At 70.9% G+C, this 22,432-nt stretch carries 28 protein-coding genes; 13 read left to right on the top strand and 15 right to left on the bottom strand.

Annotated features, from left to right (window positions below; genetic code table 11):
• Positions 1 to 40: 40 nt before the first annotated feature.
• Positions 41 to 496: an Lrp/AsnC family transcriptional regulator gene (locus ACFYX3_RS38570; RefSeq protein WP_017241016.1), complete on the bottom strand. Its 456-nt coding sequence runs from the start codon at positions 494 to 496 to the stop codon at positions 41 to 43.
• Between the two features lie 112 nt (positions 497 to 608).
• On the opposite strand from ACFYX3_RS38570, the gene ACFYX3_RS38565 reads away from it, so the two are divergent.
• Positions 609 to 746: a hypothetical protein gene (locus tag ACFYX3_RS38565; RefSeq protein ID WP_352025873.1), complete on the top strand. Its 138-nt coding sequence runs from the start codon at positions 609 to 611 to the stop codon at positions 744 to 746.
• Here the strand turns inward: ACFYX3_RS38565 and ACFYX3_RS38560 are convergent.
• From ACFYX3_RS38560 to ACFYX3_RS38550, 3 genes are read right to left on the bottom strand one after another with little or no spacing between them, the layout of a single operon-like run.
• Entirely contained in the window at positions 743 to 1,417 is a 675-nt protein-coding gene (locus tag ACFYX3_RS38560; RefSeq protein WP_389024234.1) for a UbiX family flavin prenyltransferase, read from the bottom strand. The genes ACFYX3_RS38565 and ACFYX3_RS38560 overlap by 4 nt on opposite strands.
• A gap of 43 nt (positions 1,418 to 1,460) precedes the next feature.
• On the bottom strand, positions 1,461 to 2,363 hold the full coding sequence (gene mqnP / locus ACFYX3_RS38555; protein WP_389024231.1) for a menaquinone biosynthesis prenyltransferase MqnP: 903 nt from the start codon (positions 2,361 to 2,363) through the stop codon (positions 1,461 to 1,463).
• Positions 2,360 to 3,817, bottom strand: a complete 1,458-nt coding sequence (locus ACFYX3_RS38550) for a menaquinone biosynthesis decarboxylase (protein WP_376582450.1) — start codon at positions 3,815 to 3,817, stop codon at positions 2,360 to 2,362. Before ACFYX3_RS38550 ends, mqnP begins: the two co-directional genes overlap by 4 nt.
• 89 nt (positions 3,818 to 3,906) lie before the next feature.
• On the opposite strand from ACFYX3_RS38550, the gene ACFYX3_RS38545 reads away from it, so the two are divergent.
• On the top strand, positions 3,907 to 4,308 hold the full coding sequence (locus ACFYX3_RS38545) for a PLD nuclease N-terminal domain-containing protein (protein ID WP_389024226.1): 402 nt from the start codon (positions 3,907 to 3,909) through the stop codon (positions 4,306 to 4,308).
• Entirely contained in the window at positions 4,308 to 5,192 is an 885-nt protein-coding gene (locus ACFYX3_RS38540) for a LysR family transcriptional regulator (protein ID WP_389024223.1), read from the top strand. Before ACFYX3_RS38545 ends, ACFYX3_RS38540 begins: the two co-directional genes overlap by 1 nt.
• Here the strand turns inward: ACFYX3_RS38540 and ACFYX3_RS38535 are convergent.
• A complete protein-coding gene (locus tag ACFYX3_RS38535) occupies positions 5,095 to 6,018 on the bottom strand; it encodes a DMT family transporter (RefSeq protein WP_389024220.1) in 924 nt (307 codons plus the stop codon). The genes ACFYX3_RS38540 and ACFYX3_RS38535 overlap by 98 nt on opposite strands.
• A gap of 112 nt (positions 6,019 to 6,130) precedes the next feature.
• Positions 6,131 to 6,724 (bottom strand): TetR/AcrR family transcriptional regulator, encoded by a 594-nt coding sequence (locus ACFYX3_RS38530; protein ID WP_389024217.1) that lies wholly within the window; start codon positions 6,722 to 6,724, stop codon positions 6,131 to 6,133.
• Positions 6,725 to 6,810: 86 nt separating this feature from the next.
• On the opposite strand from ACFYX3_RS38530, the gene ACFYX3_RS38525 reads away from it, so the two are divergent.
• The 3 genes from ACFYX3_RS38525 (at position 6,811) to ACFYX3_RS38515 (ending at position 8,392) form a co-directional block, all read left to right on the top strand.
• Positions 6,811 to 7,215, top strand: a complete 405-nt coding sequence (locus tag ACFYX3_RS38525; protein WP_389024214.1) for a nuclear transport factor 2 family protein — start codon at positions 6,811 to 6,813, stop codon at positions 7,213 to 7,215.
• A gap of 16 nt (positions 7,216 to 7,231) precedes the next feature.
• Entirely contained in the window at positions 7,232 to 7,708 is a 477-nt protein-coding gene (locus ACFYX3_RS38520; protein WP_389024211.1) for an anthrone oxygenase family protein, read from the top strand.
• A 63-nt stretch (positions 7,709 to 7,771) separates the two neighbouring features.
• Positions 7,772 to 8,392: a flavodoxin family protein gene (locus tag ACFYX3_RS38515; protein WP_389024208.1), complete on the top strand. Its 621-nt coding sequence runs from the start codon at positions 7,772 to 7,774 to the stop codon at positions 8,390 to 8,392.
• A 111-nt stretch (positions 8,393 to 8,503) separates the two neighbouring features.
• Here the strand turns inward: ACFYX3_RS38515 and ACFYX3_RS38510 are convergent, their stop codons facing one another.
• The 3 genes from ACFYX3_RS38510 to ACFYX3_RS38500 all read right to left on the bottom strand — a co-directional run bounded on the left by ACFYX3_RS38510 (position 8,504) and on the right by ACFYX3_RS38500 (position 9,491).
• Positions 8,504 to 8,773 (bottom strand): hypothetical protein, encoded by a 270-nt coding sequence (locus ACFYX3_RS38510; RefSeq protein ID WP_389024205.1) that lies wholly within the window; start codon positions 8,771 to 8,773, stop codon positions 8,504 to 8,506.
• Positions 8,774 to 8,841: 68 nt separating this feature from the next.
• A complete protein-coding gene (locus ACFYX3_RS38505) occupies positions 8,842 to 9,144 on the bottom strand; it encodes a YrdB family protein (protein WP_389024202.1) in 303 nt (100 codons plus the stop codon).
• Positions 9,141 to 9,491 carry a hypothetical protein gene (locus ACFYX3_RS38500; protein ID WP_389024199.1) on the bottom strand — a complete coding sequence of 117 codons (351 nt, stop codon included), beginning with the start codon at positions 9,489 to 9,491 and terminating at the stop codon, positions 9,141 to 9,143. The genes ACFYX3_RS38505 and ACFYX3_RS38500 overlap by 4 nt, the downstream gene beginning before the upstream one ends.
• A 59-nt stretch (positions 9,492 to 9,550) precedes the next feature.
• Here ACFYX3_RS38500 and ACFYX3_RS38495 point away from each other — a divergent pair, with 59 nt between their 5' ends.
• A complete protein-coding gene (locus ACFYX3_RS38495) occupies positions 9,551 to 9,997 on the top strand; it encodes a MarR family winged helix-turn-helix transcriptional regulator (protein ID WP_389024196.1) in 447 nt (148 codons plus the stop codon).
• A 181-nt stretch (positions 9,998 to 10,178) separates the two neighbouring features.
• On the opposite strand, the gene ACFYX3_RS38490 is transcribed toward ACFYX3_RS38495, so the two are convergent.
• On the bottom strand, positions 10,179 to 10,532 hold the full coding sequence (locus ACFYX3_RS38490; protein ID WP_389024193.1) for a hypothetical protein: 354 nt from the start codon (positions 10,530 to 10,532) through the stop codon (positions 10,179 to 10,181).
• A 57-nt stretch (positions 10,533 to 10,589) separates the two neighbouring features.
• Complete coding sequence (locus ACFYX3_RS38485; protein WP_389024190.1) at positions 10,590 to 10,895, bottom strand: hypothetical protein; 306 nt, start codon at positions 10,893 to 10,895, stop codon at positions 10,590 to 10,592.
• A 378-nt stretch (positions 10,896 to 11,273) separates the two neighbouring features.
• Between ACFYX3_RS38485 and ACFYX3_RS38480 the strand changes: the two genes are divergently transcribed.
• The 6 genes from ACFYX3_RS38480 to ACFYX3_RS38455 all read left to right on the top strand — a co-directional run bounded on the left by ACFYX3_RS38480 (position 11,274) and on the right by ACFYX3_RS38455 (position 18,304).
• The gene (locus ACFYX3_RS38480) at positions 11,274 to 11,819 is read left to right on the top strand and encodes a GntR family transcriptional regulator (RefSeq protein WP_389024187.1); all 546 of its coding nucleotides are present in this window, start codon (positions 11,274 to 11,276) and stop codon (positions 11,817 to 11,819) included.
• Positions 11,819 to 12,586 (top strand): GntR family transcriptional regulator, encoded by a 768-nt coding sequence (locus ACFYX3_RS38475; RefSeq protein ID WP_389024184.1) that lies wholly within the window; start codon positions 11,819 to 11,821, stop codon positions 12,584 to 12,586. The genes ACFYX3_RS38480 and ACFYX3_RS38475 overlap by 1 nt, the downstream gene beginning before the upstream one ends.
• Before the next feature lie 68 nt (positions 12,587 to 12,654).
• Positions 12,655 to 13,113: a nucleoside deaminase gene (locus ACFYX3_RS38470; RefSeq protein WP_389024181.1), complete on the top strand. Its 459-nt coding sequence runs from the start codon at positions 12,655 to 12,657 to the stop codon at positions 13,111 to 13,113.
• Positions 13,114 to 13,262: 149 nt separating this feature from the next.
• Entirely contained in the window at positions 13,263 to 14,432 is a 1,170-nt protein-coding gene (locus tag ACFYX3_RS38465) for an RNA-guided endonuclease InsQ/TnpB family protein (protein WP_389024178.1), read from the top strand.
• 256 nt (positions 14,433 to 14,688) lie between these two features.
• Positions 14,689 to 16,752: a hypothetical protein gene (locus ACFYX3_RS38460; protein WP_389024175.1), complete on the top strand. Its 2,064-nt coding sequence runs from the start codon at positions 14,689 to 14,691 to the stop codon at positions 16,750 to 16,752.
• 4 nt (positions 16,753 to 16,756) lie between these two features.
• On the top strand, positions 16,757 to 18,304 hold the full coding sequence (locus tag ACFYX3_RS38455; protein ID WP_389024172.1) for an ABC transporter substrate-binding protein: 1,548 nt from the start codon (positions 16,757 to 16,759) through the stop codon (positions 18,302 to 18,304).
• A 13-nt stretch (positions 18,305 to 18,317) separates the two neighbouring features.
• Here the strand turns inward: ACFYX3_RS38455 and ACFYX3_RS38450 are convergent, their stop codons facing one another.
• The 4 genes from ACFYX3_RS38450 to ACFYX3_RS38435 are packed head-to-tail and all read right to left on the bottom strand — an operon-like array spanning position 18,318 to position 22,432.
• Positions 18,318 to 18,848, bottom strand: a complete 531-nt coding sequence (locus tag ACFYX3_RS38450; protein ID WP_389024170.1) for an SRPBCC domain-containing protein — start codon at positions 18,846 to 18,848, stop codon at positions 18,318 to 18,320.
• 37 nt (positions 18,849 to 18,885) lie between these two features.
• Positions 18,886 to 19,974, bottom strand: a complete 1,089-nt coding sequence (ccsB, locus tag ACFYX3_RS38445) for a c-type cytochrome biogenesis protein CcsB (RefSeq protein WP_389024168.1) — start codon at positions 19,972 to 19,974, stop codon at positions 18,886 to 18,888.
• Positions 19,971 to 21,689, bottom strand: coding sequence for a cytochrome c biogenesis protein ResB (locus ACFYX3_RS38440; protein WP_389024165.1), 1,719 nt, complete (start codon positions 21,687 to 21,689; stop codon positions 19,971 to 19,973). Before ACFYX3_RS38440 ends, ccsB begins: the two co-directional genes overlap by 4 nt.
• A 5-nt stretch (positions 21,690 to 21,694) precedes the next feature.
• Complete coding sequence (locus ACFYX3_RS38435) at positions 21,695 to 22,432, bottom strand: cytochrome c biogenesis CcdA family protein (RefSeq protein WP_389024162.1); 738 nt, start codon at positions 22,430 to 22,432, stop codon at positions 21,695 to 21,697.

Genomic DNA, 22,432 nt, shown 5'->3' with positions numbered 1-22,432 from the left:
CTCCCTTTGTCTCCGAAATCAAGCCTTCCCCACCGTACTCTCAGCCCTCCTCGGGCAGCTCCCCGACCCGGTTCTCCCACTTGGTGGAGAGCACGATCGTCGTACGGGTGCGGGAGACGCCCTTGGTGCCGGAGAGCCGGCGGATCGTCTTCTCCAGGCCGTCGACGTCGTTGGCGCGCACCTTGAGCATGAAGGAGTCGTCGCCGGCGATGAACCAGCAGTCCTCGATCTCGGCGAGGTCCTTCAGGCGGCGGGCCACGTCCTCGTGGTCGGCGGCGTCGGAGAGGGAGATGCCGATGAGGGCGGTGACGCCGAGGCCGAGCGAGGCGGCGTCGACGGTGGCGCGGTAGCCGGTGATGACACCGGCGGCCTCGAGCCGGTTGATGCGGTCGGTGACGGAGGGGCCGGAGAGCCCGACGAGCCGGCCGAGCTCGGCGTACGAGGCACGGCCGTTCTCACGCAGAGCCTGGATGAGCTGCCTGTCCACGGCATCCATAGGAATTCACCTTCCATTGTCCAGCGGTACAGCGAGTTTAGGTATAGAATCTAAGGCATGCAGGGGCGACACCCTGCGAATCTTTCAGTGGATCAAAGACGATCTTTCAGGAGTGGTGATCACCGTGTACACGATCGAGATGGCCTACGCCCGCATGCGTGAGCTGCAGGAGCTGGCCAGCCGCTCGCGTGCCCACCAGCAGTCCGCCGCCTCGAAGCGCGCCGCCAAGAAGCGCGCCAAGAAGCGCTAATCCGAACGGGAGCCCCCACCGAGGTCTCCCTCCCAACGGCGGTACAGCTCGTGCGGCACCCTTGCCGCGTCGAGCACCCGCCCGGCGACGAAGTCCACCAGATCCTGGATGTGCGTCGCCCCCGCGTAGAACGCCGGAGAGGCGGGCAGCACCACGGCGCCCGCCTCGTCCAGCGTCACCATGTGCTTGAGCGTCTGTCCGTTCAGCGGGGTCTCCCGCACCGCGACCACCAGCGGACGCCGCTCCTTCAGCGTCACGCTCGCGACCCGCTGCAGCAGGTCCTTCGAGAGCCCGAGTGCCACTCCCGCCACCGATGCGGTCGAGGCCGGCACCACCAGCATCCCCTTGGCCGGGTACGAGCCGGAGGACGGCCCCGCGGCCAGGTCCCCGGCAGCCCAGTACCGCACGTCGTCGAGCCGGTCCGCCACGTCGAAGGTGTCCGGCTTCCCGTCCGCGCCCCGCGCCAGCCAGGTCGCCAGGTCCTCGCGCCAGTGCGCGTCCCGGAAGGCGATCCCCGTCTCGTCGAGCAGCGTCAGCCGCGAGGCGCGCGACACGACGAGGTCGACGCTCTCCCCGGCCGCGAGCAGCCCCCTCAGCACGGCGGCGGCGTACGGCGTACCCGACGCCCCGGAAACCCCCACGATCCAGGGGGTGCGCTTGCCGTCGTTCATGCCGCCGAGCCTATCCGTCCTCGCACAGGGACCACGGCCGGGACTACGGGGTGAGCCCGCGGACCAGCAGGTCGAGGAGCGCACACGCGAACAGGCTGATCCCGATGAAGCCGTTCGTCGTGAAGAACGCCCGGTTCAGGCGGGACAGGTCGTTCGGCTTCACGATCGTGTGCTCGTAGCCGAAGGCGGCGACCACGATCACCAGGCCCACCCAGAAGAAGAGACCCGCGTCCGTCGCGAGGGCGTACCAGACGAGGAGCCCCGTGGTGACGACCGCGGAGGCGCGGGCGCCCCAGAGTGCCGCCGGGACGCCGAAGCGGGCCGGCACCGACATGACGCCGTGCGCCCGGTCCGCCTGGACGTCCTGGCAGGCGAAGATCAGGTCGAAGCCGCCGATCCAGACGCCCACCGCGAGGCCCAGGATGACCGCGTCCCAGGACCACTCGCCGGTCACCGCGAGCCACGCGCCGATCGGGCCGATGGACTGGGCGAGGCCCAGGATGGCGTGCGGGAAGTTCGTGAACCTCTTCCCGTACGGGTAGACGACCATCGGGATGACGGCGAGCGGCGCGAGCGCCAGGCAGAGCGGGTTCAGGAGGGCGGCGGCGCCGAGGAAGACCACGACGGCGATCCCGGCCCCGGTCCACGCCGAGCGCACGGACACCGCGCCGGTCACCAGCTCGCGCCCGGCCGTCCGCGGATTGCGGGCGTCGATCTCGCGGTCGATGATCCGGTTGCAGGCCATGGCGAAGGTCCGCAGGCCGACCATGCAGACGGTGACGAGGAAGAGCGTCCACCAGTGGATGTTCCGGTCGAGCTGGAACATCGCGGTGAGCGAGGCGATGTAGGCGAAGGGCAGCGCGAAGACCGAGTGCTCGATCATCACAAGGCGCAGGAACGCCTTCGTACGCCCCGGCTGGGCGCCGGGAACGGCCGCGGTCGTCACAGCCCGTACTCCTTCCAGCGGCGGTCCACCAGGGCCGCCGTCGCCGGGTCCGACTCCACCATGTCCGGCCAGCCGCCGTCCCGGGTGTAGCCCTCCTCGGGCAGCTTCTTCGTCGCGTCGATACCGGCCTTGCCGCCCCAGAACTGCTGGTAGGAGGCGTGGTCGAGGTGGTCGACGGGCCCCTCGACGACAGTCAGGTCACGCGCGTAGTCGGTGTTGCCGAGAGCCCGCCACGACACTTCATGAAGATCATGCACATCGCAGTCCTTGTCGACCACGATGATCAGCTTGGTCAGCGACATCATGTGCGCGCCCCAGATGGCGTGCATGACCTTCTGCGCGTGCTTCGGGTACTTCTTGTCGATCGAGACGATCGCGCAGTTGTGGAAGCCGCCCGACTCCGGCAGGTGGTAGTCGACGATGTCCGGCACGATGATCTTGAGGAGCGGCAGGAAGAACCGCTCCGTGGCCCGCCCGAGCGGCCCGTCCTCGGTCGGCGGCCGGCCGACGACGATCGACTGGAGCAGCGGACGCCGCCGCATGGTGATGCAGTCGATCTTCAGCGCGGGGAACGGCTCCTGCGGGGTGTAGAAGCCGGTGTGGTCGCCGAAGGGACCCTCCGGCAGCATCTCGCCGGGCTCGAGCCAGCCCTCGATGACGACCTCGGCCTGCGCCGGGACCTGGAGCGGGACGGTCTTGCAGTCGACCATCTCGATCCGCTTGCCCTGCACGAAGCCGGCGAAGAGGTACTCGTCGATGTCGCCGGGCAGCGGGGCCGTCGAGGCGTACGTGACGGCCGGCGGGCAGCCGAAGGCGATGGCGACCGGCAGCCGCTCGCCGCGCTCGGCGGCGACCGCGTAGTGGTTGCGGCTGTCCTTGTGGATCTGCCAGTGCATGCCGATGGTGCGCTTGTCGTGCCGCTGGAGCCGGTAGAGCCCCAGGTTCCGCACGCCGGTCTCGGGGTGCTTGGTGTGGGTGAGGCCCAGGTTGAAGAAGGACCCGCCGTCCTTCGGCCAGGTGAACAGCGCGGGCAGCCTGTCCAGGTCGACGTCGTCCCCGGTGAGGACGACCTCCTGCACGGGGGCGTCCCCGGCCTTCACCTTCTTCGGCGGCACGTGGACCATCGAGCCCAGCTTCCCGAAGGCCTCGCGGACCCCGACGAAGCCGTGCGGCAGCTCCGGCTTGAGGAGCCCGCCGATCTTCTCGCTGATCTCCTCGTACGACTTCAGGCCGAGCGCCTTGAGCAGCCGGCGGTCCGTCCCGAAGACGTTCATCGCGAGCGGCATGGCGGAGCCCTTGACGTTCTCGAAGAGAAGCGCCGGACCTCCCGCCTTGTTCACCCGGTCGACGATCTCCCCGACCTCCAGGTACGGGTCGACTTCGGCCTTGATGCGCTTGAGGTCGCCTTCGCGTTCCAGGGCCCTGAGCAGCGAGCGGAGATCGTCGTAAGCCATAGGGGTCAGTATCGGTCACGGGCTAGGCTTGGGCTGTCACCGGGGCCGCCGGAACCGGCCTCGCCGCTGCTTCCAGGGGGCTGCACCACATGCTCAGGGCGTTGATGTTCATCCTGCCGCTGGCGCTGTTGATCTACGCCTTCATCGACTGCCTGAACACCCCCGAGGACGAGGTCAAGCACCTGCCGAAGGTGGTCTGGGTGATCGTGATCCTCCTCTTCCCCTTCGTCGGGTCCATCGGCTGGCTCGCCGCCGGCAAGCTGCGCCACGCGCCCGCCGGAGGCCGTACGCCCGCCCCCTTCTCGACGGGGTACCGCAACCACCGGCACGAATGGGTGGCACCGGACGACAACCCGGAGTTCCTGAAGTCCCTGAGGGACGAGAACAAAAAAGACGAAGCCCTCCTCAAGGACTGGGAGGCGGACCTGCGCCGCCGCGAGGAGGAGCTGAAGAAGCGCGAGCGCGGCGAGGACACGGAGACCGAGGGCTGATGGAGCTGCGGCTCCTGGCGACCTTCGAGAAGGTCGCCGACGTCCTCTCCTTCACCCGGGCGGCCACCGAGCTCGGATACGCCCAGTCGAGCGTGACGGCCCAGATCAGGTCCCTCGAATCCTCCCTCGGGGTGGATCTCTTCGAACGCCTCGGCAGCCGCATCCGCCTGACGGAGGCCGGTGAACGGCTCCTCCCGTACGCCCGCCGCATGACGGACCTGGCGGAGGAGGCCCGTACGGCCGTCGCGGCCACGGCGGAACCCTCGGGCCCGATCGCCGTCGGCACCATGGAGTCCCTCACCTCCTACCGGCTGCCGCCGCTCCTGGAGTACTTCCACCACCGCTACCCGAAGGTGCGGCTGACGCTGCGGCCCACGCTCGGCGACGAGACCCGGAAGGCGCTGCGGCAGGGCACGTACGACGTCGGGTTCCTGATGGAGCCGGAGACGGAGCACGAGGGCCTGGAGACGGAGGTCCTGGCCCCGGAGCCGCTGTCGCTGGTGGCGACCCCGGACCACCCGCTCGTCGGCCGTACGGATCTGACGACCGCGGACCTGGCGGCGGCGCAGCTCCTGGGCACCGAACCGGGCTGCTCGTACCGCGACCTCTTCGAGGCGGAGCTGCGGGAGTGGGAGCCGCCGTTCATGGAGTTCGGGACGATCGAGGCGACGAAGCGGGGCGTGGCGGCGGGCCTGGGGGTGGCGCTGCTCCCGCGCGTGACGGTCGCGGAGGAACTGGCGGCCGGGGCGCTGGTGGAACTCCCCTGGGAGGCCCCCTTCACGCTCTTCACGCAGCTCGCGTGGCGGCGGGGGAAGCGGCTTCCGGCGCATGTGCGGCTGTTCGTCGAGCAGGCGCGGCTGCTGGTGTCCGAGCAGCGAGGGTGACCTTCAGGCTGGCGAGGACGATCAGCGGGACGCCGAGGGCCTGGACGAGCCCGATGTGATGCCCGTACACCGCCCAGTCGACGCCCATGGCGACGGCGGGGTAGGTGAAGGCGAGGACGGCGATCTTGGCGGTGGGCAGCTTGGTGTAGGCGGCGTACATGAGCACGTACATGAGCCCGGTGTGGATGAACCCGAGGCCGACGAGCCAGCCCCAGCCGCCGCCGACGACGCCGCCGAAGTCCACGAAGGGCAGCAGGAGGGGCATCCCGACCAGCACCTGGACGAGCGCGATCAGATGGGGTCGCACGCCGGTGATCCGCTTGGTGACGAAGGTCGCGAGGGCGTAGAGCACGGCGGCGGCGAGCGCGTAGCCGAGCCCGGCCAGGGAGGCGGTGTCCCCGGGCCGTACGCCGGACACGAGGACGAGCCCGAGGAAGGCGAGCACGAGCCACCCCACCTTGGAAGCGGAGATCCGCTCCCGCAGGAAGAGGGCGCCGAGCAGGACGAGGAAGAACGGCTGGGTGTGGTAGACGACGGTGGCCAGCGAGATCGAGGTCGCCCGGTAGGCCTCGAACAGGAACACCCAGTTGAAGACGATGAACACCCCGCCGAGCGCGGCGAGTCCCAGCTTCCCCGGCGTGAACCCGTGGCCGGTGAAGAACCCCCGCAGGAGGCTGTACGCGCCGAGCGCGACGGCCCCGAAGAGGCACCGGAAGAACACGACCTCGAAGGGCGAGGCGCCGGACTCGACGACGAAGACGCCGAGGGTGCCGGAGAGCACCATGGCGAGGGTCAGTTCAAGGGTTCCCCTGGTCTCGTTTCTCATGCGGACGACGCTACGAACGGGGGCCGGGGGCGGTCCACGGGCCAGTGGGGCGTCCTGCCGATGGGGGCGATCGGCGGGGCCGATGGGTGGGGCCGAAAGGCGCGTCACCGCGTCAGCGCGGGACCCCGAAGGCGCGGAAGACGGAGGTGTGCAGCGCGGCCCTCGCCTCGGCGTTCGTCATGCGGCCGGAGTTCACCTCCTCCCCGGCGGCGTGCCCGAGGGCGACGGTCATGGCCACCAGCCACGGCGCGGGCAGGTCGGAGGCGAACTCCCCGGCGCGCCGGCCCCGTTCGACGAGCCGTTCCAGGCGGCCGGTGACGGGTTCGTGGCGCGCCCGGTCGTCGTCCTCCGACGTGTCGCCGGCCGGCGTGACCCGGAGGAGCAGGGCGTTGTCCTCGAAGGAGTGCCAGGAGACGTCGAGGAACCTGGTCAGCGCGTCCGTGGCCGGTCCTTCGTCGAGGCGGGCGGCGTCCATGGCGGCGACGGCGCCCTCGGTGATCCGGTCGACGGTCGCGGCGAGGAGCGCGTCGCGGGACGAGAAGTGGGCGTAGACCGTCTGCCGCGTGACGCCCGCCCCGGTCGCGATGGCCTCCATGCCGGCGTCGGGGCGCTGCCGCAGCAGGCGGACGGCCGCGTCGAGGATGGCGGCCCTGCTGCGCTCGCCGTCGGCGCGCCGTCGGCGGCGGGGTTCACCGGAAGCATTCATCTCTTACACCCTTGTCCGACTTGACGGGCGGCTATACCTTACAAAGGTGTAAGAGATAGTAGCCGGGACCGGCCGATCGGAGCGTCATGAAGGCACTTGCCGACACCACACCCGCACGGTTCGTCGAGGACTTCTTCTCCTCCCTCACCGGGAGCACCGTCCGGGGGGACGACCCGGAGTCCGTGATGGAGCTCCACTACACCGCGGACATCGTGCAGGTCAGCGACGGGATCCGGCTCGACCACGGGCGGATCCTGGCGCACCTGCGACCCGTGGGCCGGAACGTGACCGGCTGGCGGTTCGACGTACAGGAGGCCGTCGCGGACGGCTGCCGGATCGCGGCCCGGTTCACGGTGCACGCCCGGACGCGCAAGGGCGGCGACACCGCGACCGAGGTCCACCTCTTCGCGGAGTTCACCGACGACGGGCGCATGCGGCGCTCGCACCAGCTCACGCGGATCCTGCCCACCGAAGCGCCCGACCCGGCCTGACGACAGAGGAATCGACATGCGTCGCGTCCGCATCATCCACGGCCTCGCCCTGGTGTCCACCGGCCTGCTCGCCGGCGCCTTCGCCTACGGCGCGGCCAATCTCGTCCCGACGTTCAACGCCGTGCCGATCGGGATGAGGCTCGACTTCCACACCGCGCTGATGAAGATGAACGGGATCACCGTGCAGGGGGCCATGGCGGTCTCCACGCTCAGCTCCTTCACCCTGTCCGCCCTGACACGCGGCCGGGCCCGTGCCGTCGCGGCCTCGGCGGGCGCCCTGACGTTCACGTCCTTCCTGATCACCCGGTTCGGGAACGTCCCGATCAACAGCCACATCAAGCAGTGGGCGGCCACCGCGCCGCCCGCCGACCACGCCGAGATCCTGCACCGCTGGGAACTGTTCAACGACGCGCGGACCCTCACCGCGGCCGCGGCCTTCATCCTGCTGACCGTGCTCGCCCTCTCGGCGAACCGTGCGCCGGCCCCGGAATAGCTCCGCCGAAGGGGGAGTTGGCACCGGATGTCTCGGACGCCTCACGCCACCGGAGCAGCAGACATGACCCAGGACGCCACGCTCGGCCCGGACCGCTCGTTCCTCTTCGTCCTCGGCAGCTCCCGCGCCGACGGCAACTCCGAGACGCTGGCCCGCGCGGCCGCCGCGCACCTGCCGGCCGACGTGCCGCAACGCTGGGTGGACCTGAACCGGCTCGCCCTGCCCGACTTCCAGGACGGCCGCCACGAGGACGCCGGCCGACGGGCCGAGGGGGACGAGGAACTCCTCCGCCGGGCGACGGTCGACGCCACGGACATCGTCATCGTCTCGCCGCTCTACTGGTACAGCCTCTCGGCGCAGACCAAGCGCTATCTGGACTACTGGTCGGGCTGGCTGAACGTGCCCGGCTCGGACTTCAAGGAGCGCATGGAGGGCGGCACGCTGTGGGGCGTGACGGCCATGGCGCACGACGAGCACGAAGTCGCGGACGGCCTGATCACAGGCCTGAGCCTGTCAGCGGCCTACCTGCGGATGCGCTTCGGCGGAGTCCTCACCGGCACGGCCTCCCGCCCCGGCCGGGTCCGCGCCGACGAGCGCGCGATGACCCGCGCCAGGACGTTCTTCCGGAGCGAGACCCCCCTCGCCCGCTTCCCGTACGAGGAGGAGGCGGGCGCGGTGGCGTGAGTCCGCGATGTCCGGGTGCCGGAATACGATTCAGGCGGCAGCCAGGGAGTCGTGGATCCGGCTGACGGCTCGCAGGATCTCGTCCGGCCGCTCCGGGGCTCGCCCCGACTTCTACGCCCGCTCCACGAGCCGGACGACGCAGGGCGGGTGCCATTTGCGGTCCGTCGCGACCAGGAGGACGGAGTGGTCGCCGTCGCGGCAGGCGACGGGGGTGGCTCCGTTGAAGCTGTCGGGCTTGTACCTTCCGGCCTCTTCGTGGAGACGCAGTCGGGCGCGCTCGGGGGTCTGCTCCCCGAGGTCCTTGACCAGTCTGATGCGGGGCTGCGGCCCCGCCGCGTCACTCTCGATCAGCTCCTCAGCTATGACCAGCCACTTCGCCATCCGAACGCGCTCTCCCCTGCCAGTCGGGCGTGACGCCACCAACGGAAGCACGACCGTCGGGGCCGGCGCTACAGGTCCGATTCGGCCACAGCCTGGCGCGACCTCGTGGTGTACGCACGGAACGCGGCCACCGCACCCGCGCCGAACCAGCAGAGCTCGAAGGCCACCCGGCCCGCTCCGTGCAGCGGGTGCGCGGCCGTCGGGGCCGCGAACAGGCCCCAGAGGACGGCGAGTTCGGCCACCGCGAGCACCGCGACGAGGAGTCGCACCGCGCGTCGGCCAGGCCGTGTCCACGCCCACCAACCGCCCGCCGCGTACACGGCCAACTCCGCGCCGAAGGCCGCCACGTCGAGCACCGTCAGCCCGCTCACCGGGTCACCCACCAGGCGGAGACCAGGTGCAGGACCGCGAGCGCGCCGGCACCGAAGCCCATGCCGAGGTTGCGCTGGCGGAACCCGATCGCCGAGTCCGCCACCTGCGCCACGCCCGACACCAGGAGCAGCACCCCTGCCAGTACCGCGTCATCCGCCCACATGGCCGCCGCGGTGGCCAGGCCCAGCGGAACCGCCCGTGCCGCGTAGGCCCGGACGTACACCTGGGTCCCGACCGTGACCGGCTCCCCCGCGGGCAGTCCCAGGCCGGGCCTGAGCACCCCCACCACGCTCGATCCGGCGCTGGCCAGTGCGGCCAGCCCGTTGACCGTCAGCAGGACACTCATTCCATCTCCCCCTGAATCATTCGAGCTGTGAACGATACAATGACGGTAGCATTCCCGGCATGAACGATGTCAAGGGAGCAGCCGCGCTGCGCGCCACACTGGTCTTCAACCTGGGCACCCTCGGCGCCCTGGCCTCCGACCGCTTCGCCGCCCGGGTCGAGGCGATCGGACTCAAGCCCAAGCACGCCGGGCTCCTCGCCGCCCTGGACGCCGGATCCGGCGCCTCCCAGCAGGAGTTGGCCGCCCGCCTGGGCGTCGCGCCGAGCCTGATCGTGGTCCTCGCCGACCAGCTCCAGGCGCTCGACGCGATCGAACGCGTCCGCGACCCCGAGGACCGCCGCCGCCAGGTCCTCACCCTCACCCCCGAGGGCCGCCTCCTCCTCACCCGCTGCGCGCAGGCCGCCGAGGAGACGGACGCCGAACTGACCGCCGACCTCGACGACACCCAGCGCACCGCCTTGACCCAGGCCCTCCGCGCGCTCGGCGAGCAGCAGGTCCCGCATTAGCGGACGCGGGCAACAGGCGGTACCGGTGTCGCGTCCTGCCGCTCGAACGCGACGCCGAGGCCGCGGCCTTCCTGGACGGCATCCGCTGGGCACCACCGACCCGTCGCGCGAGGGCAGAGCTACTGTCCCGCGCCTTGACCCCACGCCCTCAGGGCACGCCCGCAGGGCCGATGCGGCGCTGTCAGAGGTGGGTCACCGCCTCGTGAGCGGCACGGATGATCTCCCCGGCCGCTCGTACGCACCGGCGGCTCTCCTCCGGGTCCTCGGCGATCTGGGCCAGATACTCGGCGCGACGCAGTTCGCGGGCGGTGTCGGGGAACCGTTCGATCTCGATGACGGCGGCCCACTGGATCAGGAACATGCGCAGGGGCGTGATGCCGCTCTGCTCGATGGTCTCCGTCACCGCCGCGCGCTGGCCGGCGTCCATCTCGGGCAACCGCTCGGGAGCAACGACCGCGAGGGCTGTCCGCAGGGCAGCGGGAGTCCGCTCGGGGCGCGGGATGAGCTCTCCGGTCCGGTCAGGCTGTGTCGTCATCACGTCCTCCAAGGGGTGTCCCGGCCGGCGCAGCCAGCCGGGGCACGGTGTGGCGCCTCACGAGCCGGGCGCCGGATGGCACGGGCACCCGCACACGAGATGCCGAACCCCTGGTACGCCGCTGTCGCGGGGTACGTGGTCGCGGCAGCGGTCGTGGCGGCCGACGATGCAGCGGGGTGACCTGAACTCCGGCTCGGGCGCGAGGGCCCGCGTCAGCAGGGAGACGGTCACCGCGTCGGCGATCTCCGGCGTCACCCACCAGCCGTCGCCCGCGCGGTCACGGTGCGGGCCCTCGTGTCCCGCGGCGAGCACGCAGACCGAGCCGCCCCACACCGGCCGCACCACCTCCGCGACGGCAAACACGGAGCGCCGCGCCCCGCAGCGGCTCATCGGGCGGCCCCGGCGTGGATGTTCCGGAGGTCGCCCCCAACCGGGCGATCCTCACTCCCGGCCGTCTCGCCGACGAGTACGGCATCGCCGTTCCGACCGGCTGCCGGGCCGGGCTCCTCGCAGGCGTCGAACCACCGGTCGAGGAACTTCTGCCATCCCACCTCGGCCCGAGCCTGGAGAGCCGGACTCAAACCCGCCGGCGGCACGGGAACACCGTGCTGCGATTCGTCAGCATCCGTGGTTTCCATGACGCCGAACCTTAAGTCTAAGCAACCATAAGCGGCAAGCACTTAAGGTTCCTCGGAGGCGGCAAAGTAGGGTCGCTGACAACAGCGAGCTGGAGGTAGGAACATGTCGGGCGATGCGTGGATCAGCGAGACCGCGCCGTACCTGGCCCCGCGCGAGCCCGGCCAGAGCGACGCATGGACCGACGAGGCGGCCGGCCGTGGGCGCCGTGGCGGCCAACGGCTGCTCCAGGCAGGCGAAGTGGACGCCCCCGACGCCGTCCGCACCGCGCTGCGGTTGTCCTCCGCCGAGCGCGTGATCGTCAGGCGTCGGCTGATCCTGCTCGACGACCGGCCCGTAGAGCTGGCCGACTCCTACTACCCCGTGCCCATCGCCGGAGGCACGCCCCTGGCGGAACCGCGCAAGGTGCCCGGCGGCGCCGTCACCCTGCTCAAGGAGCTCGGATACACCGGCGCCGAGGTCGTGGAGGACGTGAGTGCCGCCCTCGCCACCGCAGACGAGCGCGAGCACCTGGGCCTTCCCGAGGGCAGCGCCGTCCTCCATCTGCTCCGCCTGACGCGGACCGCCGACGGAACACCGATGGAGGCGTCTCTGATGACCATGCCGACCGGCAGGCACCTCACGTATCGGCTCGGGAAGCAGGGCCTGTGATGGCGAAGGAGTTCAAGGATCCGAGATCGCCGCACCAGAAGATCGCGGCGGAGCTCCGGCGGCAGATCACCCGCGGAGACCTTCCTCCGGGAAGCAAGCTGGGCTCGACGGCCGAGTTGATGGAGCAGCACGGCGGCGTGGCCAACACGACCGTCCAGAAGGCCCTTCAGATGCTGAAGGCCGAGGGACTCCTCGAAGGACTCCCGGGCAAGGGCGTATACGTGCGGCAGCACGCCCAGCAGTCCGTCGAACCGATCGCCTACATGACGCCGGCCGGGCCGGGCGAGCCCCACCCATGGATGACCGAGGCCGCGAAGCGGCAGCAGGCCGGCAGGTCCCAGATCCTCGGCGTCGAGGTCGTCGTCCCGCCGAAGGAAGTGACCGAAGCCCTGCGCTTGGAGGACGGCGAGCGAGCCGTGCTGCGCAAGCAGATCCTGTTCCTGGACGAGGAGCCGACAGAGCTCACCCGGTCGTACTACCCGCTGAGCCTGGTTGAGGGCACAGCCGTGCTGGAGAAGAAGCGCATTCGAGGCGGCACCCCGGCACTGCTCGACTCGATGGGTTTTCCCCCGCGTGAGTTCGTGGACGAGTTGTCGTCCGAGATCCCGACGGAGGAGGAGGTCGTGGCGCTGGAACTTCCGAAGGACATGCCCGTTCTGGTCGCCTTCCGGGTGGTCTATTCGGACGACCGGCGTCCGATCGAAGTCACGCTGATGACGAAGGCGGCACACCGTTACCGGATGCGCTACAAGCTTCCCGTGACCTAGGGCCTGTCCGGCGGATGAGCAGCCTTCCGGAGCGTGACTCCGGCGCCCCGCCGGGGAAGGCTCCCCGCATGGATCTGGAACAGGCACGCCGGTGGCTCGGCACCGCCCTCGACGAAGCCCGCGCCGGGCTCGCCGAAGGCGGGATTCCGATCGGCGCCGCCCTCTACGGCGCCGACGGAACGCCGCTCGGGCGCGGCCACAACCGGCGCGTGCAGGACGGAGACCCGTCGGCGCATGCCGAGACCGACGCCTTCCGGGCCGCCGGCCGGCAGCGCTCGTACCGGGGGACGACGATGGTCACCACGCTGTCGCCCTGCTGGTACTGCTCCGGGCTCGTGCGGCAGTTCGGGATCTCGCGGGTCGTCGTCGGGGAAGCGGAGACCTTCCACGGCGGGCACGACTGGCTCGCCGAGCACGGGGTCGAGGTCGTCGTGCTCGACGATCCCGAATGCGCCGCGCTGATGAGGGAGTTCATCGACCGGTATCCCGCGCTCTGGGGCGAGGACATCGGTGACGGTGCACCGTGAACCAGCGAGAGCGGACGGATCAGCACGCGGGCTGACGGTCGCGCCGACGAGCCAGACGGTAGCGAATACTTGTGCGACGATTCGCGCATTCGACTGATGGTCGAAAACTAGCCCAGCGCCCGTCTGTTCGGCGGAATACCGTTCGGGGCATGAAGCTCGTGGTACGCGTGAAGCTGCTGCCGACGCCCAGTCAGGCGTCTGCGCTTGAGGCGACCCTGCGCGCGTGCAACGAGGCCGCTAATTGGCTTTCCTACCGCGCCTTCGAGCACGGTAGGACATCGCGGTCGGCACTTCAGGTTCTCGCCTACGCCGGATTGAAAGCGCGGGGCCTGTCGGCTCAGCCCTCGCTCCATGTGCTGCGCAAAGTCGCGGACGCTTACGCCACGCTGAAGGCGAATCTACGGGCCGGGAATCTAGGTCGGCGGGGCTCCAGGCGCTACACGAAGGCCACGGGCAAACCGGTTGTCTTCCGTCCTGGCGCCGCGCAACCGTTCGATGACCGTTGCCTGTCCTGGCAGCTGGACAAGCGGACGGTGTCGATCTGGACCACCGCCGGCCGGATGAAGGGCGTCACGTTCACCGGGCAGGCCGAGCAACTGGCGACACTTGCCGCGTACCGGAAGGGGGAGTCAGAACTCGTCCACGTGGACGGGGCCTGGTACCTGCACGCAGTCTGCGAGATCCCCGAGGTCGACGTGAACCGCACGCCCGACGGGTTCGTGGGTGTGGATCTGGGGATCGTGAACATCGCCACCACCTCCACCGGCACCCGTCACAGTGGACGGCGTCTGAACCGCCGCCGCGAGGCCGACCGGATGCTACGCACCAAGCTGCAGAAGAAGGGGACGAAGTCGGCCAAGCGGCGAGCTCGGCGCCATGCGGGCAAGGAGGCCCGGCGGGCCCGGGACGTCAATCACAAGATCAGTAAGTGCATCGTGGCAGAGGCTGAACGCACCGGTCGCGGGATCGCCCTGGAAGACCTTTCCGGGATCCGCGAGCGGGTACGGCTCCGCAAGCCCCAACGTGTCGCCCTGCACTCTTGGTCCTTCCACCAGCTCAGCACGTTCATCGCCTACAAGGCCAAGCGGGCGGGAGTACCGGTGGTGTACGTCGACCCGGCCTATACCAGCCAGGAATGCTCCCAGTGCCACCACATCGATCGGCGCAACCGACCTTCCCGGGCCGTGTTCGCATGCAGGGCCTGCGGCTTCGTCGAGCACGCGGACCTGAACTCCTCCCACAACATCGCCGCCCGCGGTTGGTGGCTGTGGGTCTGCGGGGCTGAGTCACAAGCCCCTGCCCTCACGCTCACCGCGTAAGAGCTGGACGCAGCCGGGCCTCGTCGAAGCCACCGACGACTCGAGCAGCAAGCCCGAGGCTTGCCACGGGCAGTTGACCATCAACTGGTATCACATGTGCGGATGCCCTCCGGAGTGCCATCGAACCGAGCTGCGGGCCCAGCTCGACGCCATCGCCACGGACTGAGAACAGGTCCACAACAGAGTCGAAAAGGCGACCGCTTTCCCAACACCCCGTCGATATCCTTGAGTTGACTGTGACGGGGGTGGCAGGGGCGTGGACAGGGAGCTGTACGGCCGCGAGGCGGTCCTGGACGAGGGCGGGCTCGCCGCGCGGCTCGTCGGGCTCACCCGGCACGGGGCCGCGCGGGTCGCGTACGAGCACGGGGACGACCCGCCGGTGACGGTCTTCACCGGCGGGCGCGGCATGGGGAAGACAGCCCTGCTCAAGGAGGTCCGCAACCGCTACAAGGGCTACACCCCGCTCGCCCTCCTCGACTGCGCCCACATCGAGCCGCCCGCCGACCACGGCCCCGGCTGGACCCCGGTCACGGGCGCCCTGTCCGAGCTGGCCGTGCAGCTGTCGCCGAAGGTCCTCGGCGCCCGGCCCGTGCGGTTCCCCCGGCTGTCGCTCGGCCTGGTCGCGGTCGCCTCGCTCGCCTGGTCCCAGGAGGACGACGAGAGGGCCCGGCGCGACCTCCAGCGCCTCGGGCCGCTCCTCGCGACCGTCGACGCGACCAGGGGCGCCGCCACCAACTGGGTCGGCAAGGTCCTCACCAAGCTCGCCGCCACCTTCGCCGACGCCGCCGCCCCGCTCGCCGGGCTGCTCGCCGAGGCGACCGTGGAGACCGTCCTGGAGGAGGTGTTCGGCCGCCTCCAGCGCTCCTCCGAGAGCTGGTACGGCAGCTACCGCAACGCCGGCGGTCGCGGCAAAGCCGGTCTCCAGCAGCTCGCGGTCGACTTCGAGCACGACGGCAGGCGCCGCCGCGAGGCCGAGGCCTTCCTCGTCGGCGCCCTCACCGAGGACCTCCGCCACGCCTACACCGGACTCCAGCGCGGCGCCCGCATCGGCCGGCCCGTGCTCCTCCTCGACAACGCGCACGAACCGCTCGGCCGGCAGCTCGTCGAGCCGATCCTGCGCGCCCGCGCCGCCGAGGGCCGCCGCGACAAGGTCGTCGTCCTCACCACCTCCCGGGTCCGCGACCACGAAGGCCTGCGGCAGGCCACCCGCACCAGGCTGCCGGAGACCGCGCACCGGGCGCCCTGCCCGCGCGGGGCGAGCGTCGGCTCCGGCATCCTCGCCGTCGAGCTGACCCCGCTCTCCCCCGCCCAGACCCGGTCCGCCTTCGACCACCACGACCCGGCGGGCCGCGTCCCCGCCGAACTGGCCCGAGCCGTCCACCGGCTGACCGGCGGCCGCCCCCTCGGCGTGGCACTCCTCGGCCGGGCCGCCGGGCAGGCCCCCGCGGAGCTGCGGGACGGCCTCACCCCGGGCCGGCTGCTCGACCTGGCGGTGGAGCTGCGCGAGGACGCCCGGCCGGTGCCCGTCGCCCCGACGCTCCTCGCCGAACTCCTGCCGGTGCGCCGGCCGGGGCCGTACGCCGTGCTCGCCGCCACCCACGACGAGGAGTCCGCCCGGATGCTGGCGCACGCCCGGCTCCAGGCCGAGTCCCTGGACGGGGACGTGGCGCTGCGGGTCCGCGACCAGCTGCGCGCCGAGGACTGGGGCGAGGGCCCCGGCCACTTCGTCGCCGACCCGCTGCTGCGCGCGCTGCTCCTGTACCGGCTGCGCTTCGAGGACGGCGACCATCCGCGGTACGCCGCCTGGCGCGCCGTCCACGAGACCCTGTACCGGCACTACGGGCCCGGTCCCGGCCCGTACCGCCTCCACCACGGTCTCGCCCTCGGCCACACGGAGGAGGCCGTGACGCACCTGCGGGAGACCTTCCCCGAGCAGGACGTCCTCGGCTGGCTCGGCCGGCTGCGGTTCATCGCCGCCGCCCCGTACCCCCGCGAGCGGGACCGGCCGGGCCCCGACCCGCGCCGGGCGGTCGCCCTCGGCCAGGAGCCGACCGCCGCGCTGCCCGCCGGCCTCGACCCCGACACCACCGAACTCCACCTGTCCGTACGGCGGCTGCTGCACGCCCTGTGGCTGCTCACCGATCCGCTCGCCCTGCCCGACGACGAGGTCGCCGACCGGCTCGCGCACGAGCTGCGCCGGCTCTCCGGCCGCCATCTGACGGGCAGCGGTTCACTCTGGGACGCGGCAGGCCACTGGCCGCGCGACATCCGTGCCTGGCGGGAGCCGTCGCTGCCGCCGGGCCGTGAGAACGGAGTCTGACGCCATGCCCGACCGACTGGCCCTCCGGCTGCGCCGGCGCGTCCGCACCCCCCGCCAGAAGCTCGTCGCCTCACTCGTCACCGCCGCCGTGGTCCTCGGTCTCGGCGGCTACGGCATCTCACGGCTGACCACCCCGGAGGACCGTTCCTGCGCCCCTGGCGTGGCGCGCCCCGCCGGCAGCGACGAGTGCGTCGGCGTCAACGGCGACGGCCACGCCTTCGGCATGCCGAACCTCGACGAGGTCGCCGGGGCCATCGGACGCGAGAACTCCACGCTGAAGGCCGGCGAGTACGCGACCGTCGCCGTGCTCCTGCCGCTGACCTCCACCGACAGCGGCATGCGGGAGAAGGTCCTGCACGAGGTCCAGGGCGCGTACGCCTACCAGTACCGGGCCAACCACGAGTCCAACAGCGAGACCCCGAAGATCCGCCTGGTCCTCGCCAACACCGGCAAGGGCAACGCCCACTGGCGCGAGACCGTCGACCGGCTCGTCTCCATGACGGGCGACCCCTACCGGCTGCGGGCCGTCTCCGGCGTCGCCACCTCCTCCACCGAGGTACGGGAGTCGGTGGCCGCCCTCACCGCCGCCGGGATCGCCGTCGTCGGCACCACCATCACCGCCGACGACATCGCCAACGGCCCCGGGGCCGGCCACAACCGCTACCCGGGGCTCGCCCGCGTCTCCCCCACCAACACCGACGAGGCCAAGGCCCTCTCGCACTTCGGCCGGGTGGACGCGACCAAGGCCTTCCTCGTCCAGGACACCCGGACCGGCGACCACTACACCGACACCTTGAAGGCCGCCTTCGCCGCCAACCTCAAGGGCGCCCCCCACGAACCGGGGCTCTTCACCTCGCCCGCCGACCCCACCGAGGAGGGCACCACCGCCAACACCTTCCGCCAGATCACCCATCTGATCTGCGACACCCGCGCCGAGACCGTCTTCTTCGCGGGCCGCCACACCCAGCTCCGGCAGTTCATCAACGCGCTCGGCTCGCGCGGCTGCACCGACCGCGCCTTCACCGTCCTCACCGGCGACGAGGGCTCCTACCTGGGCGCGGACAAGAAGCTCGACCGCAAGGCGCTGAAGGCGAAGCTGACCGTGCGGTACGCCTCGCTCGCCCATCCGGACGCCTGGAAGCCGGCGCCGGGGCGGCGGATTCCGGCGACGGGCGGCTCGGTGGTGGCGTACTCGACGTTCCTGACGGACGTCGCCCGCGCCGCGAAGAAGCCGGTGGCGCTCGCGGACGGCCAGGCGATCATCGCGTACGACGCGATGGCGACGGCGGTCCACGCGATCCGCCAGGCCACCCCGGAAGGCGCGCTCTACCCGGCGAAGGAGGACGTGGGGACCCAGTGGCCCCAGGTCAAGGGCTCCCTGCGGGTGGAGGGCGCGAGCGGCTGGATCTGCCTGGACAACTACGGCAACCCGTACAACAAGGCGGTCCCGATCGTGGAGCTGGCCCAGGACGGCACCCAGCGCTTCGTCCAGACGGCCTGGCCGGAGGGCCGCCCCCCGACGGAGACGTGTCTGCCTCCGAAGAGGGGGTGAGGGGCTGCGCCGTCTACGGCACCCACTTGGGCCAGGGCGCGTCGTCGCGCTCGTACAGCTCCCGCAGGTGCCGCCACCGCTCCGGCGACCAGTCCCGCCAGTCCGTCGGGTGACCGGACAGCGCCGCGGCGAGCCGCTCGAAGTGGTCGTGCCACCCGGCGAGACAGTCGAGCCGGTACTCCGGCGTCCCCCGCACCTCGTTCGTGAAACGCAGAACGGTCGACCCGCCGCCCCCGGACCCCGGTTCCAGATGGAACCGGATCCGGCCGTGCGTCGGGCCGACCGTGTACTCGGCCACGTAGTCGGGATCCCAGGCGGTCACATGCCCCGAGACCTCGGTGTCACTGTTGAGCCAGCGGAGGGTGACCCTCCCGCCGAGCCGCGGCTCCAGCGGGTCCGCCTCGCAGAGCCAGCCCGGCAGGCCCTCGGGCGAGGCGACGGCCGCCCAGACCATCGGCATCGGTTGCGGAAGGTCCACGACGAAATGCAGCAGGTGCCGGTCGCCGTCGTGGGTCTCGCTCCTGCCCCGGGGGATCTCGCTCATACCTCCAGCGTCACCCCGGGGCAGTCCCCGTGCCAGCTCAGACGCCGGCGTAGGAGTGCTTGCTGCTCACGAAGATGTTGACGCCGTAGTAGTTGAAGAGGAAGCAGGCGAAGGCGATGAGTGCGATGTACGCGGCCTTCCGCCCCTTCCAGCCGGCCGTCGCGCGCGCGTGCAGGTACGCCGCGTAACCGACCCACGTGATGAAGGACCAGACCTCCTTGGCGTCCCAGCCCCAGTAGCGGCCCCACGCGTCGCCGGCCCAGATCGCGCCGGCGATGATCGTGAAGGTCCAGAGCGGGAAGACGGCCGCGTTGACCCGGTAGGAGAACTTGTCGAGCGAGGCCGCGGAGGGCAGCCGCTCCAGGACGGAGCGGGCGAAGGAGCCGGGGTTGCCGCCGGTCGCGAGCTTGTTCTCGTACGAGTCGCGGAAGAGGTACAGCAGGGTCCCGACCGCGCCGATGTAGAAGACGGCGCCGCAGAAGATCGCGGTGGAGACGTGGATCCACAGCCAGTACGAGTCGAGCGCGGGGACCAGCTGGTCGCTGGGGGTCTTCAGCCAGGTGGTGGCCATGCCCAGGTCGAGCAGGACCGTGGTGACCAGCGGCAGACCGATCCAGCGGATGTTCTTCTTGGCGACGAGGAAGCCGAGGTACGCGCCGACCGCCACCGTGGAGAAGGTGGTGGAGAACTCGTACATGTTGCCCCAGGGGGCGCGCTGCACGGAGAGCGCCCGGCTGACCACGCCCGCCGCCTCGATGGCGAAGGCGAGCACGGTCAGCGAGACGGCGATGCGGCCGTACAGGTCGCCCTTGACCGTGCCGCCGGCCGCGCCGGGACCGTCCGGCACGTCACGGGTGCCGGCCGCGGAACGGGTGACGACCTTCGGCTTGTCGAGGACGGCCGTGCCTCCGGCCTGCTTGACCTTCACGGTCACGGCGGCGGCGGGGGCGGTCGAGGCCTGCTGCGTGAGGGCGGCGGCGGTGCGACCGACCTTGCTGCGGCTGCCGAACACCCACTCGGCGATGTGGGCGAAGAAGGCCAGGGTGTAGACGGCCATCGAGGAGTAGATGAGCAGGTCGCTCAGCTGCGCCAGGCTCTCGTTGGTCGCGGTGGCGGCGAGGTTCACTTGTCGGCCTCTCCAGAAGGGGCAGGGTCTTCTGCGGGTTCTTCCGCGGGTTCCGGTTCCGGTGCGGCGTCCGCCGCGGGAGGCGCGTCCGCCGTGAGCGCGACCGCGAGGTCGCCCAGCTCCTCCGGCAGCCTGGCGGACTCGCTGCGGCCGAGGCCGGCCATCTCGACGACGGTCACGCCGTCCTCACCGCGCACGGCACGCACCCAGACGCGGCGCCGCTGGATGAAGAGCGAACCGCTCAGACCGGCGATCGCGGCGATCGCGCCCGTGAGGGCGAGGCCGTTTCCGGGCTGCTGCGAGATCTGGAAGCTCGCCCATTCCTTGACGTCCTTCTCGAAGGTGATCGAGCCGGCGCCGTCGGGCAGCGTCATGGTCTCGCCGGGCAGCATGCGCTGCGCGAGCTTGTTGCCGGACCCGTCCTTGAACTGGGTCATCTTGGACTTGTCGAGCTGGTACACGTTCTGCGGCAGGCCGGAGTTCACGCGCAGGTCGCCGTGGAAGCCGGTGAGCGCCATGACGGGGAAGTCGAGCGCGGGGAACTGCGAGAACATCGTGCCCTTGCCGGCTCCCGCGAAGGTCGGCACGAAGAAGGCCTGGAAGCCCAGCTGCTCCTTCTTGCCGTTCTTGTCGCGGTAGCCGTCCATGACCTTGATGGCGCCGGTGGACGTGATGTTGTTGTCGATGGGCAGCAGCGGCACCGCGCCGTGGAAGACGGTCTTGCCGCGGCCGTCCTTGACGGTGACGACGGGCGCGTACCCGTGGGCGATCAGGTAGACCTTGGAGCCCCCGACCTCCAGCGGCTGGTTGACCCGGATGACCGTCTTCTTGTCCGGGCCGCCCTGCGACCAGGTGACGGCCGCCTCGAAGGTGCGCGGGGTGCCGCGCTGGGGGCCGTTCTTCTCGTACGTGCCGGTGAACGAGTCCAGCTTGAAGCTGAACGGCTCCAGGTCGTCGGTGCCGAACAAGGAGCCGGACTTGAAGTCGTCGTACTGGGTGAGCGTGTTGGAGAAGCCGTCGCCCTCGACGATCAGCTTGCCGCCCTCGGACTTGAAGAGCTGGCCGACGGCGAAGGCCACGAGGATGACGATCAGGGCGATGTGGAAGACCAGGTTCCCGGCCTCGCGCAGATAGCCCTTCTCCGCTGCGACCGCGTTCCCGACGGTGTGGGCGCGGAAGCGGCGGCCCTTGAGGACGGTGAGCGCGGCCTCGCGGACCTGCTCGGGCTCGGCCTCGGTGCGCCAGGTGGTGTACGCGGGGAGCCGGTCGAGGCGCCGGGGGGCGCCCGGCGGGCGGCTGCGGAGCTGGCCGACGAACTGCCAGCTGCGCGGCACGATGCAGCCGATGAGGGAGACGAACAGCAGGATGTAGATCGCGGAGAACCACACGGAGCTGTAGACGTCGAAGAACTGGAGCTTCTCGTACAGCGGGGTGAGGGTCTCGTGGGCGGCCTTGAAGGTCTGCACCTTCAGCTCGTCCGCGCTGTTCTGCGGGATGAGGGAGCCGGGGACGGCGCCCAGGGAGAGCATGAAGAGGAGGATCAGCGCGACCCGCATGGAGGTCAGCTGCCGCCAGAACCAGCGGATCCAGCCGATGACCCCGAGGGTGGGGCCGCCGATGGCGGTGTCGGTCTCCTCCTGAGGAGCGGTCGAGAGCTGGGCTCCGGCCGCCTCCTCGGCGGCACGCCCGGTCTCGCTCGTATCGGTCTTGCTCATGGAACTCAGATCCCCACCGTGAAACCGCTGGACCAGCCCTGCATCGTGGCCACCATGCTGTCCCACGCGCCCGTCAGGAGCAGGACACCGGTGACGACCATCATGCCGCCGCCGATCCGCATGACCCACACATAGTGCTTCTTCACCCATCCGAACGCGCCGAGCGCCTTGCGGAAGGCGATGGCGGCGAGCACGAACGGGACGCCGAGGCCGAGGCAGTACGCGAAGGCGAGTACCGCCCCGCGGCCGGCGCTGGCCTGCTCCAGGGCGAGGGCGTTGACCGAGGCGAGCGTCGGGCCGATGCACGGGGTCCAGCCGATGCCGAAGAGCGCGCCGAGAAGCGGGGCGCCGATCAGTCCGGCGACGGGCTTCCTGTGGAAGCGGAACTCCCGCTGGGTGAACCAGGGCATCAGGCCCATGAAGAACACGCCCATGAGGATCATGAGCACGCCGAGGATGGTGGTGAGCGTCTCGCGGTACTCCTGGAGCGTCGCCCCGAAGTAGCCGAAGAGCGCGCCGCCGGAGACGAACACGGCGGTGAAGCCGAGGACGAACAGGACGGCACCCGCGGTCATCCGGCCCCGGCGGCTCTCGGCGAGATCGGTGCCGGTGACGCCGGTCACGTAGCTCAGGTAGCCGGGGACGAGCGGCAGGACGCAGGGGGAGAAGAAGGAGACCAGGCCGCCGAGGACCGCGATGGGCAGGGCGAGCAGCAGGGCTCCGCTGGTGACCGTCTCGTTCAC

The sequence above is a fragment of the Streptomyces sp. NPDC002463 genome (assembly GCF_042889835.1).
Lineage (GTDB): Bacteria > Actinomycetota > Actinomycetes > Streptomycetales > Streptomycetaceae > Streptomyces > Streptomyces nymphaeiformis.
The sequence above is the reverse complement of the archived record's forward strand: the minus strand, read 5'-3'. Positions and strand labels throughout refer to the sequence as shown.

Bases quoted from the DNA above. Each gene is read 5' to 3' on its own strand.
- ACFYX3_RS38570 (WP_017241016.1), bottom strand. From the start codon at position 496: ATGGATGCCGTGGACAGGCAGCTCATCCAGGCTCTGCGTGAGAACGGC.
- ACFYX3_RS38550 (WP_376582450.1), bottom strand. From the start codon at position 3,817: ATGGCTTACGACGATCTCCGCTCGCTGCTCAGGGCCCTGGAACGCGAA.
- ACFYX3_RS38520 (WP_389024211.1), top strand. From the start codon at position 7,232: ATGCGTCGCGTCCGCATCATCCACGGCCTCGCCCTGGTGTCCACCGGC.
- ACFYX3_RS38450 (WP_389024170.1), bottom strand. From the start codon at position 18,848: ATGAGCGAGATCCCCCGGGGCAGGAGCGAGACCCACGACGGCGACCGG.
- ACFYX3_RS38500 (WP_389024199.1), bottom strand. From the start codon at position 9,491: ATGAGTGTCCTGCTGACGGTCAACGGGCTGGCCGCACTGGCCAGCGCC.
- ACFYX3_RS38495 (WP_389024196.1), top strand. From the start codon at position 9,551: ATGAACGATGTCAAGGGAGCAGCCGCGCTGCGCGCCACACTGGTCTTC.
- ACFYX3_RS38560 (WP_389024234.1), bottom strand. From the start codon at position 1,417: ATGAACGACGGCAAGCGCACCCCCTGGATCGTGGGGGTTTCCGGGGCG.
- ACFYX3_RS38480 (WP_389024187.1), top strand. From the start codon at position 11,274: ATGTCGGGCGATGCGTGGATCAGCGAGACCGCGCCGTACCTGGCCCCG.
- ACFYX3_RS38540 (WP_389024223.1), top strand. From the start codon at position 4,308: ATGGAGCTGCGGCTCCTGGCGACCTTCGAGAAGGTCGCCGACGTCCTC.
- ACFYX3_RS38470 (WP_389024181.1), top strand. From the start codon at position 12,655: ATGGATCTGGAACAGGCACGCCGGTGGCTCGGCACCGCCCTCGACGAA.
- ACFYX3_RS38545 (WP_389024226.1), top strand. From the start codon at position 3,907: ATGCTCAGGGCGTTGATGTTCATCCTGCCGCTGGCGCTGTTGATCTAC.
- ACFYX3_RS38515 (WP_389024208.1), top strand. From the start codon at position 7,772: ATGACCCAGGACGCCACGCTCGGCCCGGACCGCTCGTTCCTCTTCGTC.
- ACFYX3_RS38475 (WP_389024184.1), top strand. From the start codon at position 11,819: ATGGCGAAGGAGTTCAAGGATCCGAGATCGCCGCACCAGAAGATCGCG.
- ACFYX3_RS38535 (WP_389024220.1), bottom strand. From the start codon at position 6,018: ATGAGAAACGAGACCAGGGGAACCCTTGAACTGACCCTCGCCATGGTG.
- ACFYX3_RS38510 (WP_389024205.1), bottom strand. From the start codon at position 8,773: ATGGCGAAGTGGCTGGTCATAGCTGAGGAGCTGATCGAGAGTGACGCG.
- ACFYX3_RS38530 (WP_389024217.1), bottom strand. From the start codon at position 6,724: ATGAATGCTTCCGGTGAACCCCGCCGCCGACGGCGCGCCGACGGCGAG.
- ACFYX3_RS38455 (WP_389024172.1), top strand. From the start codon at position 16,757: ATGCCCGACCGACTGGCCCTCCGGCTGCGCCGGCGCGTCCGCACCCCC.
- ACFYX3_RS38525 (WP_389024214.1), top strand. From the start codon at position 6,811: ATGAAGGCACTTGCCGACACCACACCCGCACGGTTCGTCGAGGACTTC.
- ACFYX3_RS38465 (WP_389024178.1), top strand. From the start codon at position 13,263: ATGAAGCTCGTGGTACGCGTGAAGCTGCTGCCGACGCCCAGTCAGGCG.
- ACFYX3_RS38440 (WP_389024165.1), bottom strand. From the start codon at position 21,689: ATGAGCAAGACCGATACGAGCGAGACCGGGCGTGCCGCCGAGGAGGCG.
- ACFYX3_RS38490 (WP_389024193.1), bottom strand. From the start codon at position 10,532: ATGACGACACAGCCTGACCGGACCGGAGAGCTCATCCCGCGCCCCGAG.